This is a genomic window from Novispirillum itersonii, from assembly GCF_014205675.1.
GTDB classification, from domain to species: Bacteria; Pseudomonadota; Alphaproteobacteria; order Rhodospirillales; family Rhodospirillaceae; genus Novispirillum; species Novispirillum itersonii_A.
Window position 1 is genome coordinate 89,362 of the sequence record NZ_JACIIX010000002.1, and the last position, 16,547, is coordinate 105,908.

Genomic DNA, 16,547 nt, shown 5'->3' on the forward strand with positions numbered 1-16,547 from the left:
TTTCGGGCGGGCGGGTCGGGGGACCCGGAAAAGAAACCGGACTGGCAGACAGGGATGCCCCGATGGGATCTCAGCTCTTTGACCGGCCCTCAGCGTCTGGGGATGCCGGTTCTTCTTTCCCCGGTTTTCTGCGGGGCAGTCTTGCCGGGCTGTCCGGCGCGAAGCCTCTGCTGTTTCTGCTGATCTGCCTTTGTCTGGCTGGGCTCAGCCAATGGAATTTCCTGCTGTTTCATGCCGCTGTTGAGGGGGTGGCGATCGTCGTCGGCGTGATGATGTGCGTGGTGGCATGGTATTCCTCGCGCTTCGCCGTCAATACCGTCGGGGTGTTTGCCGCCAACGGCATGTTCTGGGGCAGCATGGCCGACTTTCTGCACGCCATGGCCTATAAGGGCATGGGGGTGCTGGAAACCGATGGCGCGGATGAGGCGACACAGCTGTGGCTGGTCGGGCGCTTTGTGCAGGCGCTGGCCCTGCTGCTGGCCCCCGGTGTGGCCGGGCGCAGTATCAGCCGGGGCCTGTCTTTTACCCTGTTTGGCGGGCTGACCGCCGGATTGATCGGGCTGGTCTTCCTCCGTCTGTTTCCGACCGCCTATCAGAACGGGGTCGGCCTCACCCCTTTCAAGATTGCTTCAGAATACGGGATCATCCTGATGCTGGCGGTGGCCCTGATCCGGGTCTGGCGACACCGCGAGGCCGTCGGGACCACGGTGGCTCCGGGTCTGGCGGCAGCGATGCTGTTCAGCATCGCGGCGGAGGCGATGTTCACCCTGTACATCAACGTCTATGGCGTTTCGAACCTCATCGGCCATCTTCTGAAGTTTGCCGCCCTGTGGAGCCTGTTCCACTCGGTGGTCAAAACCGGGCTGCTGATGCCCTATCATGCCCTGCTGACGGAGGTGGCGCACCGGGCACAGGTAGAACAGGACCTGCGGCGGTCCAATGCGGATCTGGAGGCCTTTGCCCATGTCGCCTCGCACGATCTGCGGGAGCCGCTGCGCAATATTTCCGGCTATGCGACCCTTCTGGAGCGGCGCTATGCGGACCGGCTGGATGACGATGCGCGCCAGTTTATCGGGTTCATCCGCGACGGTGCCGATCGCATGGACCGGCTGATCAGCAGTCTGTTCAGCTTTTCCCGGGTCCGGCGGGATGAAGGCCGGATGCAGGTGTTTCCGCTGCGGGAGGCGGTGCAGGATGTGGTCCGCGATTATTCCGGGTTTCTGACCCTGACGCAGGCGGCGGTGAGTGTTCCTGACGACGCCGTATCGGTGCTGGCGGACCGTGAGATGGTCGGCGATGTGTTCCGCAATATGCTGGCCAATGCCGTGCGGTATGCCCATCCGGCCCGACCGCTGCGGGTGGAGTTCCGCTGGCGGGTCTCCGGGGGCCGGGTTCTGGTGGATGTTGCCGATAACGGGATCGGGGTGCCCCTGGCACACCGCGACCGGATCTTCGGTATGTTTCAGCGGGTGGAGCGGGGGCCGCTGTCCGGCGGCAGCGGACTGGGGCTGGCGCTGTGCCGCAAGGTGGTGGAACATCACGGCGGCCAGATCGGGGTGACGGATAATCCCGGTGGCGGGGCGGTGTTCTCGTTTGATCTTCCGCTGGCGCCGCCGCCGCCGGGCTGATACACCCCGCTCAGCCTGTGCAGGGAGTGCGCGATGACAGCCGACAGCGGTTTTGAAATTCTTCTGGTGACATTCCCCGGTCTGGAGGAGGAGCTGAAGGCCGAGGCGAAGTCGCTGGGGTTCCGTCCGGTGGAGACCATCACCGGCGGCGTTCTTCTCCATGGCGGCTGGCCGGATGTCTGGCGGGCCAACCTGCGCCTGCGTGGGGTCAGTAAGGTGCTGATCCGGATCGGATCGTTCCGGGCCTTTCATCTGGCGCAGCTGGATAAGCGGGCGCGGAAAATGCCATGGACGGAGGTTCTGCGCCCGGATCAGCCGGTGCGGATTGAGGTGACCTGCAAGGGCTCGCGGATTTATCACGCCGGGGCCGCCGCCGAACGGATCGGCCGGGCTATCACCGAAGAGCTGGGCGCACCGGTCTCCGAGGATGCCGCTGTCTGCGTCAAGGTCCGCATTCATAATGATGTCTGCACCGTCAGTCTGGATACTTCCGGCGACGGCCTGCACAAGCGCGGCCATAAGGAAGCGGTCAACCGGGCCCCGATGCGGGAGACGATGGCGGCCCTGTTCCTCCGCCAGTGCGGTTATACCGGGGCCGAGCCGGTGCTGGACCCGATGTGCGGATCCGGGACCTTCCCGATCGAGGCGGCGGAAATCGCCTGTGGCCTGTTCCCCGGGCGGTCGCGCCGCTTTGCCTTTGAGGATCTGGCCACATTTGACCCGGCGGCTTGGCAGGCGTTGCAGGCCATGGAAAAGCCCCGGCAGACGGCCTTGGTGTTCCGGGGCAGTGACCGCGATCCCGGGGCGGTGCGGATGAGTCAGGACAATGCCGCGCGGGCGGGGCTGGAGTCCTGCACAGAGTTTACTCAACAGACGGTCAGCGAATTGCAGCGCCCGGAGGGGCCGCCGGGACTGGTGATCCTCAATCCTCCCTATGGCACCCGCATCGGGGACCGTAAGAAGCTGACCGGGCTCTATCGGGCGATCGGGCAGACAATGACGGAACGGTTCAGCGGCTGGCGGGTGGGGATCATCACCACCGATGCGGTTCTGGCCCGGGCCACTGGCCTGCCGTTTGCGCAGACCGGGGGACCGGTCCTGCACGGCGGACTGCGGGTGTCGCTGTATCTGACGACGGCCCTGGGATAAGCGGACTGGGATACGGGGACTGGGCTGAGAGCACCGGGCCTGAATGCGCAAAGGCCGACGCCGACCGGGAGGATCGGTCAACGTCGGCCTTTCGCCTCTGCCCGGTGTCGGGCGAGTCCCTGTTCACCCTGGCCATCGTTTTGATGTGGCCTTCATGGTATGCCCCCTGTCGGAAGCGAAAAGAGCTATGCAGGGAGCGTGCCAACTTTTGGGAAAGAGATTTTCTTCTTCTTTTCAATGGGTTGATAAAAAGCGATGCTGATCTGGTGGGTCGGTAGATGATTATTTTTTATGCACAGATTAAAATATAGGCAAATTAAGTGTGCGGCGCGGCATTTAATCGCTTTACCCACTCGAAACTTCCTGAAAAACTAATTTCTCTTTGGTAAAGCCGGGGCGTACTGTTTCCTCATTGCACAACACACCGCAGTGGAGAACACCGATGTCCCTGATCAACACCGAAGTGAAGCCGTTCAAAGCCGAAGCCTTCAAGAATGGCAAGTTCCTCACCGTTTCCGATGCCGATCTGAAGGGCAAGTGGTCGGTGGTGTTCTTCTACCCGGCTGACTTCACCTTCGTGTGCCCGACCGAACTGGAAGATCTGGCCGACAACTACGCCGAATTCCAGAAGCTGGGCGTTGAGATCTATTCCGTGTCCACCGACACCCACTTCGCCCACAAGGCGTGGCACGACACCTCCGCCGCCATCAAGAAGATCCAGTACACCATGGTCGGCGACCCGACCGGCACCATCAGCCGCAACTTCGACGTGATGATCGAGGAAGTCGGTCTGGCTGACCGTGGCACCTTCGTCGTCGATCCGCAGGGCAAGATCCAGATCGTCGAAATCACCTGCGGCGGCGTCGGCCGCGATGCCAAGGAACTGCTGCGCAAGGTGAAGGCCGCCCAGTACGTCGCCTCCCACCCGGGTGAAGTGTGCCCGGCCAAGTGGCAGGAAGGCGAAAAGACCCTGGCCCCGTCCCTTGATCTGGTCGGCAAGATCTAAGCCCCAGAGGTGTTACCGGGACCCCGCCGCGCCCCTGCGGCGGGGGATCCCGCCCTGATAATCAAAAAAAGAAAACGGAGTCCATCCCCATGCTGGACAGCAATCTCAAAGAGCAGCTTAAGGCCTATTTCGCCAAGATTTCCCAGCCGGTCGCGCTGCTGGCCTCTGTCGATGACAGCGCCAAGTCGCAGGAGATGCTGGACCTGCTGCGGGATATCGAGGGCCTGTCAGATCACATCACCCTGTCGGTCACCAACGATGATGCGCGGACGCCGTCGTTTGCGATTGCCCGCACCGGCACCGATATCGCGGTGCGCTTTGCCGGGCTGCCGATGGGCCACGAATTCAACTCGCTGATCCTTGCGCTGTTGCAGGTCGGCGGCCATCCGTCCAAGGAAGAGCAGGCGGTCCTTGACCAGATCGCCGCACTGGACGGGGATCTGGTGTTTGAGACCTACTTCTCGCTGTCGTGCCAGAACTGCCCGGATGTGGTGCAGGCCCTGAACCTGATGGCCACCGTCAACCCACGGATCAAGCATGTCGCCATCGACGGCGGGCTGTTCCCGGCGGAAGTCGATGCCCGTAAGATTATGGCGGTGCCCGCCGTTTACCTGAATGGCGAGCCGTTCGCGCAGGGCCGGATGGGTCTGGAACAGATCCTTGAAAAGGTCGATACCGGTGCGGCCTCCCGCGCTGCCGCCCAGCTGGCGGAGAAGGCCCCGTTTGAGGTGCTGGTGGTCGGCGGCGGCCCTGCCGGGGCGGCTGCGGCGATCTACGCCGCCCGCAAGGGCATCCGCACCGGTCTGGCGGCGGAACGGCTCGGCGGTCAGGTGCTGGATACCATGGGGATCGAGAACTTCATCTCCGTGCTGCACACCGAAGGCCCGAAGCTGGGCGCGGCGCTGGAACAGCATGTGAAGGCCTATGACGTTGACATCATGAAGGCGCAGCGGGCGGAAGCCCTGATCCCGGCGACGGAGCCGGGCGGCCTGATCGGGGTGCAGATGGCGGGCGGGGCGGTGCTTCAGGCCCGCTCGGTGATCCTCTCCACCGGGGCGCGCTGGCGCACCATGAATGTGCCGGGCGAGGATGAATACCGCAACAAGGGTGTGGCCTTCTGCCCGCACTGCGACGGTCCGTTCTTCAAGGGCAAGCGGGTGGCGGTGGTTGGCGGGGGCAATTCCGGTGTCGAGGCTGCCATTGATCTGGCCGGGATCGTCGCCCATGTCACCCTGATCGAATTCGACAGCCAGCTGCGGGCCGATGCGGTGCTGCAATCCAAGCTGCGCAGCCTGCCGAACGTGGAAATCGTCACCTCGGCCCAGACCACGGAAGTGCTGGGCAACGGTGAGAAGGTGACCGGCCTGACCTATAAGGACCGGGTCAGCGGTGATCTGCGCTCGGTGGCGCTGGAAGGCGTGTTCGTCCAGATCGGTCTGGTCCCGAATACTGAATGGCTGAAGGGGGCGCTGGCCCTGTCGCCGCGCGGTGAAATCGAGATCGACATGAAGGGCCAGACCTCGGTCCCCGGCGTGTTCGCGGCGGGGGATGCCACCACCACCCCGTACAAGCAGATCATCATTGCCATGGGGGAAGGATCGAAGGCGGCGCTGTCGGCCTTTGATTATCTGATCCGCACCCCGGTTCCGGCGCGGGCGGCGGCGGAGTGACCCTGCCTGGTTCCGGAGATGTGATCCTTCCGGCCCGTATGCTGCCCTGACTGTACCCTGCGGTGCGGCAGCGTTTCCCTGACCGGCGTGCCCTGTCCGGTCAGCGGGCCGGGAGTGCGGAGCCTGCCTGCCTTTTCCTCCCCCCTTCCTGTGGCAGGCAGGCTCCGTCTTCCTTGGGTGCCTTTTCGTCCCGCTGTCCCCCTATCCCCTTGTGGCCCCGGCATTTCCCCTGTCGGGGCCGCCTGTTTTCAGGGTTTTGGAAAAAAGAAACGAAATCGTCATTTTATGCTTGTCAGGATGGCGATAGGCCCTTATAACCCGCCCCACAGCAGCGATGCTGAAACAGCGGAAACGCTGGAAAATATGGGTACATAGCTCAGTTGGTAGAGCAGCTGACTCTTAATCAGCGGGTCCAAGGTTCGAATCCTTGTGTACCCACCATATTTTGAAGGCTTACCAAGGCCTTCGGTACAGGGCCCGGTCACAGCGACCGGGCCTTTTGCTTTGGTTCATCGCGGAATTCCGGGGAATGCGGCCCTGATCTTTAGGAAGAAGTAGGGTTCGTCGCGATATCCATAAGCCACGCGCTTGATGACCTTGATGCGGTTGTTGATGCCTTCGAGGATGCTGGTGTTAAGGTGCCATGATGCGCTTGCGACGATACCGTGCAGGTAGGGCGCTAAATTCTTAGCGAAGCGAACGAGCGGAGCGATGCCGCTGGCGGCAGCCATGTCCCACCATGCCTGCCACGCGGTGCGGGCGTCTTTTTCAGGCGACTGTCGCCACAGCTGCTTGAGCTCGTCCTTCATCACATAGACCGTCATCAGCGCCTGTTTGTCGGGGTCCTCGACCGTATGCCAAAGTACGGGCAAAGCACCCGGCGGCGCGGCACCGACAGCCAGGCGGCGGCGTCCAGGATCGGCAGGTCGCGGATCGTACGCACATCGACATCGTGGACGCGATCCACCCTTTTGCCGCAGCCATCGCAGATCATTTCCGCGCCCGGCTCACGCCCCAGGTAGACCCAGATCTCCCGCCGCTCAGCCTTACGGCGCTGGATCGTCTCCATTCGGTAACCTTCCCAGCCACCGAGTCATGACGTAGCATCACCCCCGGGCAACGGCACCCCCTCTGGCAGTCTGTGATGTTTGGCGACTATCAGTGTGTCAGTAAGGTGCCGTTGTTCGCCCGTCTCCACGCTAACCCGCGATAAACCAAAAAAGAGGAGATGGCTGATGTTTAAGGCTTACGCCGTTGTGATCGAAGGCGGGGAAGAGGGCGAAGAAGGCTTTTCCGGCTTTTTCCCGGATCTTCCGGGCTGCGCCGCCTGCGGAGATAGCATTGATGACTGCGTGATCGATGCCCATGGGGCGCTGTCCCTGCATCTGGCCGGAATGATTGAGGACGGGGACGAAATTCCGGCCCCAACCCCGCTTGATCAGCTTGCCATTGAAGCCGACACCAATGTTGCCGCAGTGCAGTTGATCCGCGTGGGTGTTCCCCGCACACCCGGGGGGCTCAGGTCTTGATCGCCGTCAGGGAAGATCGGGGCTTCCGGTGGCATGATGGCGGTGGAATCGGATTTCACCGGAGTTGACCGCCATGCGTCTGTTGCCTTTGCTTCCTGTTGCCGGTGCGGTGCTGTGGATGGGGGTTCTGGCCGCCACCATGGTGCAGACCCCGCGTGTGGCCCTGAGTGCGGCGGTGTCCTGTCGGGCGGAAGGGGCAGACTGGGCCGGGCGCCTGACCGCGCAGGGCTTTACGGTTGAAACCCGGGAGCAGGCCGTGGGGGCTGACTGCCTCAGCGCCCGGGTCGGTGGCTACCAGATCATCGGCCCGGTGGATCCGGCGGCGGTGACCCGGCTGCTGATGAGAAAGCCGCGTGGGGTGACCGGTCTGTCGCTGGATGGTGCCGGAACCGTCATGGCCCTGTTGGGCACTGCCGAGCCGGTGCCGTTGCAGGTTGTTCTGGATGCGGAGAAGAAGCGATGATCCCGGCGCTGCGGCAGTGGTCCCTGACGGTTAAAATGGGGGCCTTTGGTGTTGGGATTGCTTTGCTGCTATGGTTAAGCATGGCATCCCTGATCCGCGCCCTGCCCACCGACAGCGGGGCCCCGGTGCTGACCGGTGGCGATCTGCTGCTGGGAACGGTGGTGGCTGCGGCCCTGCTGGGCGGGGTCGGGGCGCTGTTCGGCTATCTGGGGGACCAGAGTGGCCGTCCCTGATTCTTTGCTTTTGGACCGGAGTGTTTCGCTATGTCGCAGCTGTCTGATCATCCGCCGATCCCGGACTGGGCGGTTCCGGTCCTGACCGCCCCCAAGACGGTGATTGACGGTTCAGCGATCCTCGCCGATGGCGGCAGCCCGCTGGAGGATGTGATGGCGGCGGCGGAAAGCCTGCGGGCCGGGGAAGGCTTTATCGTGCGCGCCCCGTTTGATCCGACTCCTCTGCGGGGGATGCTGGAACAGATGGGGCTGTTGACCGTGGCATCACCGTGGACGGATGGCCACTGGCGGGCCTTTGCCCTGCGGCCCTGATGCCTTTTTACGCCCTGTGGTGCCGGAACCGGGGCCAGAAGGCCAGCAGCCCCAGCACCGGGCCGGGCAGCAGAAACCACACCGCATCCGGCCCCAGCAGGGAGAAGACCCGGCTGGTCAGGGCAATTGACACCACGGTCAGCGCAAAGCCGACAGAGTTCTGGATCGACAGGGCTCCGCCGACCAATTGCGGCGGGCAGGCCCGGGCCGACAGGGCCGAAAACTGGGGGGAGTCCGCCACCACCGTGGCCCCCCAGACCAGCAGCAGCCCCAGCAGGATTTCCGGCGGCAGCAGGCGCCAGCCGAGGGCAAACAGCAGAAGGCAGGTCCCCGATGCGGCCAGTGCCAGCGCGGCAACGGCGGCGCTGCCGATGCGGCGGGACAGCCAGCCCCCGGCCAGACATCCGGCGGCCCCGGCGGCGATCACCGCAAACGACAGAGCCGGGCCGGAGTGTTCGCCCAGTCCGTCGGCGCGGTTGATCAGGGTGTCCGCCACCAGCAGCGGCACCAGCGTCCAGAACGCATACAGTTCCCACATATGGCCGAAATAGCCGAAGGCAGAGGCCCGGAAGGCCGGGATCCGGAAGGCGGCAAACCGGGAGGGCCGGGCCGGAAAATGGCCCGGGTTTGTGCCGTCCGCCGGGGCGGGGCGCAGGTGCGGGCCATCGCCCAGCCGCCGCACCAGCACCGCCGCCACCACCGCCAGCCCCGAAGAGGCAAGGATGATCTGCTGCCACGGCAGCCCGGCCCCGACCGCCCGCAGGGCATGCGGCAGGGCAGTGCCGAGGGTCAGCATCCCCACCAGCAGGGACAGGGCCGATCCGGTGCGCTGGGGCTCCCAGCTGACGATCAGCTTCATGCCGATCGGGTAAATCCCGGCCAGTGCCAGCCCGACCAGAAAGCGGTAGACCATGCCATCGGCCACACCCTGCGCCAGCAGGGCGAACCCGGCGTTGAACCCGGCCCCGGCGACGGCGCACAGGGCAAACAGGGTGCTGGCGCGGACCCGGTCCGCCAGCCCGCTGAAGGACAGCGTCAGGGTGCCAAGGATAAATCCCGCCTGCACGGCGGTGGTCAGCCAGCCGATGTCCGCCGGGGTGGCATCCCACTCCCACCCGAGATCCCCGGCGGCACTGTTGATGCTGAACCACAGCGAGGTGCCGAACAGTTGCGACAGGGAAATGAGGGCGACCGGGTTGGGGTGGCGGGCCATGGGGCAGTCTTCCGGGTGGATGGCGGACCCGGTCGATTATTCCATCTGTCCCGCCGCCTGTCGCCGGTCGTGTCAGCCTCCGGCGTGCTTGGCGTGGCGGGCGGCGATCCCGGCGTCTTCCTGATCGTCCAGCACCTGCGGCAGAGCGGCCAGCAGGCCCATTTCCTCTTTCTGGATATGGAAGGTCTCCATATCAATCAGGTCGCGCGCGGTGGTGCGGAACACTGTCCAGCGGTCCGGGGTGATCGGGGTCTCGTCAAGAAAAGCGCCGATCATCGCCCGGATGTCCTGCGCCAGCGCCCGGATGTCCTCATGCTCGGCGGACAGCATATCGACCATGAACCCGGCCCCGGCGGCGGCGATCCGTGGGAACAGGTTGTCTTCCTCGAAGGTGAAGTGGTCGGTCACGTCGGCTTCGATCAGGTGGTACAGGCGCAGCAGGAAGGCGCGTCTGCTGGCGTCCAGCTCCGGCGGGGTGCGGCTGCCGGTGAAGGTTTCCAGCTCCACCAGTGCGGCGAGGGTGCTCTGGTGTTCGCCGTGGAGCAGGGCTCCGGTCCGGGTCTGGCCAAAGAAATCAGAGGTCATGGGGCGGTCTCCTTAAACGGCGGGGGAAGGGGGACGCCGCGGCCCGACGGTGCGGCGGTGAGTCAGAAGACGGTTCAGCACTCCGGCGGCGAAGATCAACAGGGCACCGCCTGAGAGTGCTCCGGCCACAGCGGCGGCGCGGATCAGCAGCGGCAGGCCGGTCGCTACGCCGCCGGTCAGCAGCAGCAGGGCTGCGACATGGCACAGACTGAGACCCATCGCCTCCCGGCGGTTTTCCAGCCGGGGCAGGGGAATCGGCCGGGCACAGCAGCGCACGGAATGCATCGACGCCAGAAACGGGATGATCCGTTGCAGGATTCCCAGCAGCAGGGTCAGCAGCCAGCCGGGCAGCAGCAGGGTTCCGGCCAGCTCCGGCGGCAGCCAGCCCAGCCGCATCCCGGCCCCGGCCAGCAGGCCGGTGGCCCACAGGCCCCACGACAGGCGGATCAGCCAGAAGGAGGGGCCGAGGGCCTTGCGCAGGCGGCGCTTCAGGACCATCACCATGCCGCGCAGGAATCCGGCAACGGCGATGACGGCGGCGGCCCAGCCCAGCCAGCCCGGCAGATCAAGGCCCAGGGCGGCAGCGGCAGCCGCAGTCAGGATTCCGGCGGCATACAGCAGGATCCAGCCCCGGTTGGCCTGCCGACCCTGGGGTTCGGCCACCGCCAGCATCGGCACCAGAACTGTGGAATAGCCCATCACCAGCAGACCCATCACCCCGTGGATGGCCAGAATGGCGTGGGTCCACGCCAGCGCGGTATGGTCCACCCCGGGGATGGAACTGAGAAATCCCCCCAAAAAAGCCCAGTGATAATCAGCACTCAGCAGCGCCCCCAGCGTGGCGATCAGCAGCAGGCAGGCCAGCGACAGCGTGTTGGCCAGCAGCAGGTCGCCCATGCCGCTTCGTCGGGCTTTCCACAGCAGGCTTGCCCAGATCAGGGTGAACAGACCGATCCCTCCGGCGGCACACAGGGCTCCGGCGGCGATCCACAGCGTCTGGCCGCTGGCGAAGCCGGTGGCAAGGGCGACGGTGCCGCCAACGACGGCGACATAGACCGGTAGCAACAGCGGCAACGGTGGGGCGGTGACCATGGTCACCACCGGCAGGATCTGCGGCACCACCAGCACCACGGTCAGAACCAGAACCCCAAGAGTCAGCAGATGTAGGGCAGCCAGCCCGGGTCCGGGGCCGGTGGTGACGGTCAGGGCGGCGTCCGGCCACAGGGCCAGCAGCAGCCACCCGGCGGTCAGGGCCACCCCGATAGCGGCGACGGCCAGCAGTGGTACCGGCGCGGCGACCAGACGGCGTTCCGCCCCGGCAAGGGGGACGCCCGTCAGCATGGGGACCGGGCCGGAAAGAAGGGAAACCGCATCGGTGGAGATCCTGTCTGAGGCGACCCCGTGACCATGCCCGGAAACCGGGAAAGCCGCCTTGAGAATGGTCAATCCGCCGGATGGTCTTTCAGCGCAGGGCCAGCAGGATGGCCTGTCCTCCGGCGACGGCGGCCACAATCACGGCGACAAAGGCGGTCATCGTGCCGCGCCAGCCGGGGGTGGACGCGCGGAGGTTGAGGTACACCCGCAGGATTTCCCGCGCCTTCAGGGCGGTGGCCAGCAGCACGGAGGCCAGTGCCGCCGGGGTCAGGCTGGTGGTGGAGGCGGGGGAAAAGCCATCCAGACCGGCGAGAAGGCTGGTCACGGTCAGGCCGGTCAGCAGCAGCCATGCCAGAAACAGGCGGCGGGCAGGGGGTGGGGAAAAGTCAGGGGGTTTCATGACAGCGTCCTCTTGGGCTCTGGTCTGGTGGCCTGTTCAGGGTGGGCCGGATCCTGTCAGCGGACCAGATAGATCACCGGATAGACCAGCACCCAGATCAGATCGACCATGTGCCAGAAGGCGGTGCCGGTTTCGACGGTATCCGGGCGGGGCCGCCAGACGCCGATGGCCAGAATCACCATCCCCAGCACCACATGCAGGGCATGGAAGCCGGTGATCAGATAGTACAGGGTGAAGAAGGTGTTGGTTTCCAGCCCGATGCCAAGGGCAGCCTTGCCGCTGTATTCCACGGCCTTGACCGCCAGAAACACCGCGCCGAGGGCCATCGCCCCCAACAGCCAGCCCCGGCAGGCGTTGGGCTTCCTGTCGTGGATGGCCCGTCCGGCCAGCGCCGCCAGCCAGCCGCTGGTGACCAGCACCAGCGTGTTGATACCGCCGTCCACCCGGCTCAGCAGGGCCTGACTGTTGGCGAAGCCGCCGGGATCGACAATCCGCGCCCCGGTGAAGCCGATCAGGAACGCCCCGAACACCGCCAGTTCCGACAGGATCAGGATCCACATCAGCGGGTTGCCGGGCAGGTCCGACAGGGTGCCCCAGTCCGCAGTGTTTTCGGCGGCGGTGTCCTCGGCAGCGGTCTCTTCAGCGGGGGCGGTCATGCCGCAATCCCCTGATACAGCCGGGGCAGGGCCTGCGACAGCCGCGACAGGTCGCTGACGATGGCGTAATGACCGCGTCCGAACAGGGCGGGGAAGTAATCCCGGGCCTCGGCATCAATGGTCACGCCGAACACTGCCAGCCCCTTGCGGCGGGCTTCCAGAATGGCGTGGCGGGTATCCTCGATGCCGAAGCGGCCTTCGTAATGGTCGATGTCGTTGGGTTTGCCGTCGGTGACCACCAGCAACAGCCGCCGCCCGTGCGGGCGCTTTTCCAGCTGGGCCGCCACATGGCGCACCGCCGCCCCCATCCGGGTATAGTACCCCGGCTTCAGGGCCGCCACCCGCCGCAGCACCACCGGGCCGAACGGTTCATCGAAGTCCTTCACCGTCTGCACCCGCACCCAGTCGCGGCGGCGGGAGGTGAAGGTGAACACCGCGTTTTCATCGCCACAGGCATTCAGGCCGGACAGGAACACCGACAGGGCTTCCTTTTCCACATCCAGCACCCGGCGGTTATCAATCCACGCATCGGTGGACAGGGACACATCCATCAGCACCGCCACCGACAGGTCGCGGGCGCTGGCCCGGGTTTTCAGATAGACGCGGTCGTTGACGGTGCCGTTGGCCCGCAGATCGACGCGGGACCGCACCAGCGCCTCCAGATCCAGATCATCGCCGTCGGCCTGCCCGCGATGGGTGATCAGGCGCGGGCGCAGGGCCTCAAACTGCCGCCGGACCCGGGTGATCAGGCGGCGGGCGGCCTCGTCGGGGGACCAGTCCTCGCCTTCTTCGGCGGCGGGGCCGGTCATCACCCGGCAATGGTCGGGCAGCAGCATGTTGCGGCGGTAATCCCATTCCGGATAGGTGCCGCCACCGGTCAGGGCCTCGCCGGTCACCGCATCGGGCGGAAGGTCCAGATCCAGCCGGATCCGCGCCGCCGTTTTCTTGCGGTGGGGGGAGACGGTAATCTCCTCCATGTCATCGGCGGCCTTGCGGGCGTTCTGCTCATCATCATCGTCATCACCGCGGTTGACGTTGACCATTTCGGCCAGCATCAGGATTTTTTCCATGCGGTTGAGGATCATCGGATCATCGCGGTCGGCCTGATCCTGCGCCTTGCGGCGGGCCTTGCGCTTGCGGCGGTCATCCTCGCCGCCGTCACCGCTGCCGTCTTCCTCGGTTTCCGCCGTGGCCGGGCGGGACTGGGTGACATGCGGGCGCACCTCCCCCCACAGCGGTACCGGCAGGAACGGACGGTAGCGGCGGGGGGCGGCATAGGCGCGGACCGCCGCCACATCCCCGCTGCTGACCAGATCATACAGCGTGGCCCCGCCGCCCGATGCCGGGCGGTGCCCGCGCAGCAGGGCGGTGACGCAGCTTTCCATCAGCGCTTCCATCTCCGACAGCGGGCGGCGGGGCCGGGCCTCGGCGACGGCGACGGCCAGTGCGGTGTGCCGGTCGCGCAGGCCGGGGAAGGCCGCCAGCGCCTGCTGCGTGGTTTCGGCGGCGCGGATCAGGGCCCGCAGGTCGCGGCGCAGCGGGTCTTCATCCCCGTCGGGCAGGGGCGGTTCGGCCACCGCGAAGAAGGCGGCCAGCCACAGATAGAGGCTGCGGTTCTGATCGCTGTCGGCGAACAGGTCAATGCGGTCCGGCAGGCGCAGGGCGGCTTCCGACAGGCTGGAGACCGGCAGGGTTTCCGCCGCCATGCCCAGACGCTGCCGCCAGGTCAGGCGGTGGCCGCTTTCCTCGGCCCCGGAGGCCGACAGCTCCACCGCCGCCGACCCGCCGAGGCCCCGGAAGAACACGGCGAGCATGGCGCGGATGTCCGCCAGCTCCACCGCCGCCTCCGGGTGGGACGGATAGCTGGGGCAGGTGCCGACCAGACGGTGCCAGCCCCAGCCGACCTGTTCTTCCAGTTCCAGAAAATGCCACATGATGTTCGGTTCCGGCTTGCGGTCAGGACGGGGGCGGATCAGCCCAGCAGGGCGGCGATCGCCTCACTCAGCCCGGCCTTGACGGCAGGGTCGTCGGACAGCGGCTCGATGATGGCGGCGCGGACCGCCTCGCGCAGCGGGCGACCGGCCTTGATCAGGATGGCGCAGTAAACCAGCAGGCGGGTGGAGGCGGCTTCCTCCAGATCGGCCCCGGCCATGCCACGGATCCGTCCGGCCAGCCGCACCAGCATGGCGGCGGTTTCGGTATCGACACCGCTTTCGCTGACGACCACCCGGGCCTCAAGGTCCGGGGCGGGATAGGCGAAGTCGAAGGCGAGAAACCGCTGACGGGTCGAGGGTTTCAGGCTCTTCAGGATGTTCTGGTAACCGGGGTTGTAAGACACCACCAGCATGAAGCCGGGCGGGGCTTCCAGCAGCTCGCCGGTGCGTTCCAGCGGCAGGATCCGGCGGTCATCGGTCAGCGGGTGCAGGACGACGGTGACATCCTTGCGGGCTTCCACCACTTCGTCGAGGTAGCAGATGCCGCCTTCGCGCACGGCCCGGGTCAGCGGCCCGTCAACCCAGACGGTCTCGCCGCCCTTCAGCAGGTAACGGCCGGTCAGGTCGGCGGCGGTCAGGTCATCGTGGCAGGCCACGGTATACAGCGGCAGACCGAGACGCGCCGCCATATGGGCGACGAAGCGGGTCTTGCCGCAGCCGGTCGGGCCTTTCAGCAGCAGGGGCAGGCCATGGCGCTGGGCCTGTTCAAACAGGCTGACCTCGCTGCCCTGCGGCAGGTAAAACGGGGCCTCCGCGAGGGGGGCGGTGGACGGGGAAAGGGTTGGGGCGTCAGGCATCGGAGCCTCCTGAAAGCAGGATCAGGGGATGGTCAGAGGAAAAAGGCAGACTGGATAAAGGCAGAGGGGGGAAAAGGGCCCCCGACATCCGCCGGGCCGTGAATACCGGCAGGCGTCGGGGGCAGGTGCCCGGAGCGGAAGATGGGTCCGGGATTATTCAGCAGGCTGGGTTTCGCCGTTGGCGATCTTGGCCAGACGGCTGCCCGGAACGGCCAGGCTGTAGACGATCAGGATAACCCCGATCAGCACGGCGACGCCGGAGCCGAGGCGGTACCAGAAGAACAGGCTGATCTGGTCCTGCACCTCCATGTAGTTCATGCCCATCACGCGTTGCAGGTGGGTCTGCACCACCCCGGCGAAGGTCAGGGTAAAGGTCATGAAGCACATGCCGGCGGTGGTGATCCAGAAGCCCCACATGTTCAGGGCCTGATTGTAGACATCACGCCGCAGCAGGTTGGGCAGGGCATAGGTCATCATCGCGATATTCAGCATCACATAGGCGCCGTAGAAAGCCAGATGGCCATGGGCGGCGGTGACCTGCGTACCGTGGGTGTAGTAGTTGACCGGGGCCAGCGTATGCAGGAAGCCCCACACCCCGGCGCCGAGGAAGGCGATGACGGCGGTGCCGAGGGACCACAGCAGGGCGGCCTTGTTCGGGTGCTTCCGGCCCCCTTTCCAGATCATGTAGAAGGTGAAGATCACCATCGCGAAGAACGGGATGACCTCAAGGGTGGAGAACACCGACCCGATCCAGCGCCAGTACCCCGGGGTTCCGATCCAGTAGTAGTGGTGGCCGGTGCCGAGAATGCCGGTGAACAGCGACAGGCCGACAATCACGTACAGCCACTTTTCCACCACTTCACGGTCAACGCCGGTCAGCTTGATCATCAGGTAGGCCAGAATGGCGGCCATGATCAGTTCCCACACGCCTTCCACCCACAGATGGACGACCCACCACCAGTACATCTTGTCCAGCGACAGGTTGCCGGGGTTGTAGAAGGCGAACAGGAAGAAGATCGCCACAAACCACAGGCCCAGCATCAGCACGTTGGCGACGGCGGTCTTGCGGCCCTTCAGCAGGGTCATGGTGCAGTTGTACAGGAACATCAGGGCGACAATGACGATGCCGACCTTGATCAGCAGCGGCTGTTCCAGAAATTCCCGGCCCTCGTGGATGCGCAGGACATAGCCCAGCACGGTGACGAGGGCGGCGATGAAGAAGATCCAGAACTGGGCGATGGCCAGCTTCGGGCTGTGCAGCTCCGTCTCCGTCTCTTCCGGCAACAGATAATAGGTGGCCCCCATGAACCCCATCAGCAGCCAGACGATCAGGGCGTTGGTGTGGATCATGCGGATGATGTTGAAGGGCAGCAGATCAGACAGCAGGTTGGGCATCACGTAGACCGTTCCGCCCAGAACGCCGACGGCGACCTGAACCAGAAACAGGGTCAATGCCCCTGCAAAGTAATAGAGGGCAACCCTCTGGGATTGGTAACTCATGGTTTTCTCTCTCCCCGCGAATACCGGTGGGTGCGGCT

General features: G+C 65.4%; 17 protein-coding genes, 1 tRNA gene and 1 pseudogene. 9 read left to right on the forward strand and 10 right to left on the reverse strand.

Annotated elements, in window-relative coordinates; all coding sequences use genetic code 11:
- Positions 1 to 62: 62 nt before the first annotated feature.
- The 5 genes from FHS48_RS03615 (at position 63) to FHS48_RS03635 (ending at position 5,894) form a co-directional block, all read left to right on the forward strand.
- Positions 63 to 1,628 (forward strand): sensor histidine kinase, encoded by a 1,566-nt coding sequence (locus FHS48_RS03615; RefSeq protein ID WP_184261520.1) that lies wholly within the window; start codon positions 63 to 65, stop codon positions 1,626 to 1,628.
- A 33-nt stretch (positions 1,629 to 1,661) separates the two neighbouring features.
- A complete protein-coding gene (locus FHS48_RS03620) occupies positions 1,662 to 2,777 on the forward strand; it encodes a THUMP domain-containing class I SAM-dependent RNA methyltransferase (RefSeq protein WP_184261522.1) in 1,116 nt (371 codons plus the stop codon).
- Between the two features lie 442 nt (positions 2,778 to 3,219).
- Entirely contained in the window at positions 3,220 to 3,783 is a 564-nt protein-coding gene (gene ahpC, locus FHS48_RS03625) for an alkyl hydroperoxide reductase subunit C (protein WP_184261524.1), read from the forward strand.
- An 89-nt stretch (positions 3,784 to 3,872) separates the two neighbouring features.
- Positions 3,873 to 5,453: an alkyl hydroperoxide reductase subunit F gene (gene ahpF, locus FHS48_RS03630; protein ID WP_184261526.1), complete on the forward strand. Its 1,581-nt coding sequence runs from the start codon at positions 3,873 to 3,875 to the stop codon at positions 5,451 to 5,453.
- Positions 5,454 to 5,818: 365 nt separating this feature from the next.
- Positions 5,819 to 5,894, forward strand: a tRNA-Lys gene (locus tag FHS48_RS03635).
- 68 nt (positions 5,895 to 5,962) lie between these two features.
- On the opposite strand, the pseudogene FHS48_RS19990 reads toward FHS48_RS03635, so the two are convergent.
- Both FHS48_RS19990 and FHS48_RS19995 read right to left on the reverse strand, forming a co-directional pair.
- Positions 5,963 to 6,280: pseudogene (locus FHS48_RS19990) on the reverse strand (ISL3 family transposase); the annotation flags it as partial.
- Entirely contained in the window at positions 6,277 to 6,522 is a 246-nt protein-coding gene (locus FHS48_RS19995; RefSeq protein ID WP_311769072.1) for a transposase family protein, read from the reverse strand. The pseudogene FHS48_RS19990 and the gene FHS48_RS19995, both read right to left, overlap by 4 nt.
- Positions 6,523 to 6,688: 166 nt before the next feature.
- On the opposite strand from FHS48_RS19995, the gene FHS48_RS03645 reads away from it, so the two are divergent.
- The 4 genes from FHS48_RS03645 to FHS48_RS03660 all read left to right on the forward strand — a co-directional run bounded on the left by FHS48_RS03645 (position 6,689) and on the right by FHS48_RS03660 (position 7,990).
- On the forward strand, positions 6,689 to 6,982 hold the full coding sequence (locus FHS48_RS03645; protein ID WP_184261528.1) for a type II toxin-antitoxin system HicB family antitoxin: 294 nt from the start codon (positions 6,689 to 6,691) through the stop codon (positions 6,980 to 6,982).
- A gap of 73 nt (positions 6,983 to 7,055) precedes the next feature.
- The gene (locus FHS48_RS03650; RefSeq protein WP_184261530.1) at positions 7,056 to 7,445 is read left to right on the forward strand and encodes a DUF411 domain-containing protein; all 390 of its coding nucleotides are present in this window, start codon (positions 7,056 to 7,058) and stop codon (positions 7,443 to 7,445) included.
- Positions 7,442 to 7,678: a hypothetical protein gene (locus FHS48_RS03655; RefSeq protein ID WP_184261532.1), complete on the forward strand. Its 237-nt coding sequence runs from the start codon at positions 7,442 to 7,444 to the stop codon at positions 7,676 to 7,678. Before FHS48_RS03650 ends, FHS48_RS03655 begins: the two co-directional genes overlap by 4 nt.
- Positions 7,679 to 7,708: 30 nt before the next feature.
- A complete protein-coding gene (locus tag FHS48_RS03660; RefSeq protein ID WP_184261534.1) occupies positions 7,709 to 7,990 on the forward strand; it encodes a DUF2249 domain-containing protein in 282 nt (93 codons plus the stop codon).
- A 7-nt stretch (positions 7,991 to 7,997) separates the two neighbouring features.
- Here FHS48_RS03660 and FHS48_RS03665 read toward each other — a convergent pair whose 3' ends face one another.
- The 8 genes from FHS48_RS03665 to FHS48_RS03700 all read right to left on the reverse strand — a co-directional run bounded on the left by FHS48_RS03665 (position 7,998) and on the right by FHS48_RS03700 (position 16,509).
- Positions 7,998 to 9,203 (reverse strand): MFS transporter, encoded by a 1,206-nt coding sequence (locus tag FHS48_RS03665; RefSeq protein ID WP_184261536.1) that lies wholly within the window; start codon positions 9,201 to 9,203, stop codon positions 7,998 to 8,000.
- Positions 9,204 to 9,275: 72 nt separating this feature from the next.
- Complete coding sequence (locus tag FHS48_RS03670; protein ID WP_184261538.1) at positions 9,276 to 9,788, reverse strand: hemerythrin domain-containing protein; 513 nt, start codon at positions 9,786 to 9,788, stop codon at positions 9,276 to 9,278.
- Positions 9,789 to 9,800: 12 nt separating this feature from the next.
- Positions 9,801 to 11,129 (reverse strand): hypothetical protein, encoded by a 1,329-nt coding sequence (locus FHS48_RS03675; protein WP_184261540.1) that lies wholly within the window; start codon positions 11,127 to 11,129, stop codon positions 9,801 to 9,803.
- Between the two features lie 121 nt (positions 11,130 to 11,250).
- Complete coding sequence (locus tag FHS48_RS03680) at positions 11,251 to 11,562, reverse strand: cytochrome C oxidase subunit IV family protein (protein WP_184261542.1); 312 nt, start codon at positions 11,560 to 11,562, stop codon at positions 11,251 to 11,253.
- Between the two features lie 56 nt (positions 11,563 to 11,618).
- Positions 11,619 to 12,218 (reverse strand): cytochrome c oxidase subunit 3 family protein, encoded by a 600-nt coding sequence (locus FHS48_RS03685; RefSeq protein WP_184261544.1) that lies wholly within the window; start codon positions 12,216 to 12,218, stop codon positions 11,619 to 11,621.
- Positions 12,215 to 14,152 carry a nitric oxide reductase activation protein NorD gene (locus tag FHS48_RS03690; RefSeq protein ID WP_184261547.1) on the reverse strand — a complete coding sequence of 646 codons (1,938 nt, stop codon included), beginning with the start codon at positions 14,150 to 14,152 and terminating at the stop codon, positions 12,215 to 12,217. The genes FHS48_RS03685 and FHS48_RS03690 overlap by 4 nt, the downstream gene beginning before the upstream one ends.
- Before the next feature lie 38 nt (positions 14,153 to 14,190).
- Positions 14,191 to 15,009 (reverse strand): CbbQ/NirQ/NorQ/GpvN family protein, encoded by an 819-nt coding sequence (locus FHS48_RS03695; protein WP_184261549.1) that lies wholly within the window; start codon positions 15,007 to 15,009, stop codon positions 14,191 to 14,193.
- Positions 15,010 to 15,162: 153 nt separating this feature from the next.
- Positions 15,163 to 16,509: a cbb3-type cytochrome c oxidase subunit I gene (locus FHS48_RS03700; protein WP_184261551.1), complete on the reverse strand. Its 1,347-nt coding sequence runs from the start codon at positions 16,507 to 16,509 to the stop codon at positions 15,163 to 15,165.
- Positions 16,510 to 16,547 lie beyond the last annotated feature (38 nt).

Coding starts and splice junctions, on each gene's coding strand:
- FHS48_RS03675 (WP_184261540.1), bottom strand. CDS start 11,129: ATGCTGACGGGCGTCCCCCTTGCCGGGGCGGAACGCCGTCTGGTCGCC.
- FHS48_RS03695 (WP_184261549.1), bottom strand. CDS start 15,009: ATGCCTGACGCCCCAACCCTTTCCCCGTCCACCGCCCCCCTCGCGGAG.
- ahpC (WP_184261524.1), top strand. CDS start 3,220: ATGTCCCTGATCAACACCGAAGTGAAGCCGTTCAAAGCCGAAGCCTTC.
- FHS48_RS03655 (WP_184261532.1), top strand. CDS start 7,442: ATGATCCCGGCGCTGCGGCAGTGGTCCCTGACGGTTAAAATGGGGGCC.
- FHS48_RS03650 (WP_184261530.1), top strand. CDS start 7,056: ATGCGTCTGTTGCCTTTGCTTCCTGTTGCCGGTGCGGTGCTGTGGATG.
- FHS48_RS03645 (WP_184261528.1), top strand. CDS start 6,689: ATGTTTAAGGCTTACGCCGTTGTGATCGAAGGCGGGGAAGAGGGCGAA.
- FHS48_RS03660 (WP_184261534.1), top strand. CDS start 7,709: ATGTCGCAGCTGTCTGATCATCCGCCGATCCCGGACTGGGCGGTTCCG.
- ahpF (WP_184261526.1), top strand. CDS start 3,873: ATGCTGGACAGCAATCTCAAAGAGCAGCTTAAGGCCTATTTCGCCAAG.
- FHS48_RS03680 (WP_184261542.1), bottom strand. CDS start 11,562: ATGAAACCCCCTGACTTTTCCCCACCCCCTGCCCGCCGCCTGTTTCTG.
- FHS48_RS03700 (WP_184261551.1), bottom strand. CDS start 16,509: ATGAGTTACCAATCCCAGAGGGTTGCCCTCTATTACTTTGCAGGGGCA.
- FHS48_RS03620 (WP_184261522.1), top strand. CDS start 1,662: ATGACAGCCGACAGCGGTTTTGAAATTCTTCTGGTGACATTCCCCGGT.
- FHS48_RS03665 (WP_184261536.1), bottom strand. CDS start 9,203: ATGGCCCGCCACCCCAACCCGGTCGCCCTCATTTCCCTGTCGCAACTG.
- FHS48_RS03670 (WP_184261538.1), bottom strand. CDS start 9,788: ATGACCTCTGATTTCTTTGGCCAGACCCGGACCGGAGCCCTGCTCCAC.
- FHS48_RS03690 (WP_184261547.1), bottom strand. CDS start 14,152: ATGTGGCATTTTCTGGAACTGGAAGAACAGGTCGGCTGGGGCTGGCAC.
- FHS48_RS03615 (WP_184261520.1), top strand. CDS start 63: ATGGGATCTCAGCTCTTTGACCGGCCCTCAGCGTCTGGGGATGCCGGT.
- FHS48_RS19995 (WP_311769072.1), bottom strand. CDS start 6,522: ATGGAGACGATCCAGCGCCGTAAGGCTGAGCGGCGGGAGATCTGGGTC.
- FHS48_RS03685 (WP_184261544.1), bottom strand. CDS start 12,218: ATGACCGCCCCCGCTGAAGAGACCGCTGCCGAGGACACCGCCGCCGAA.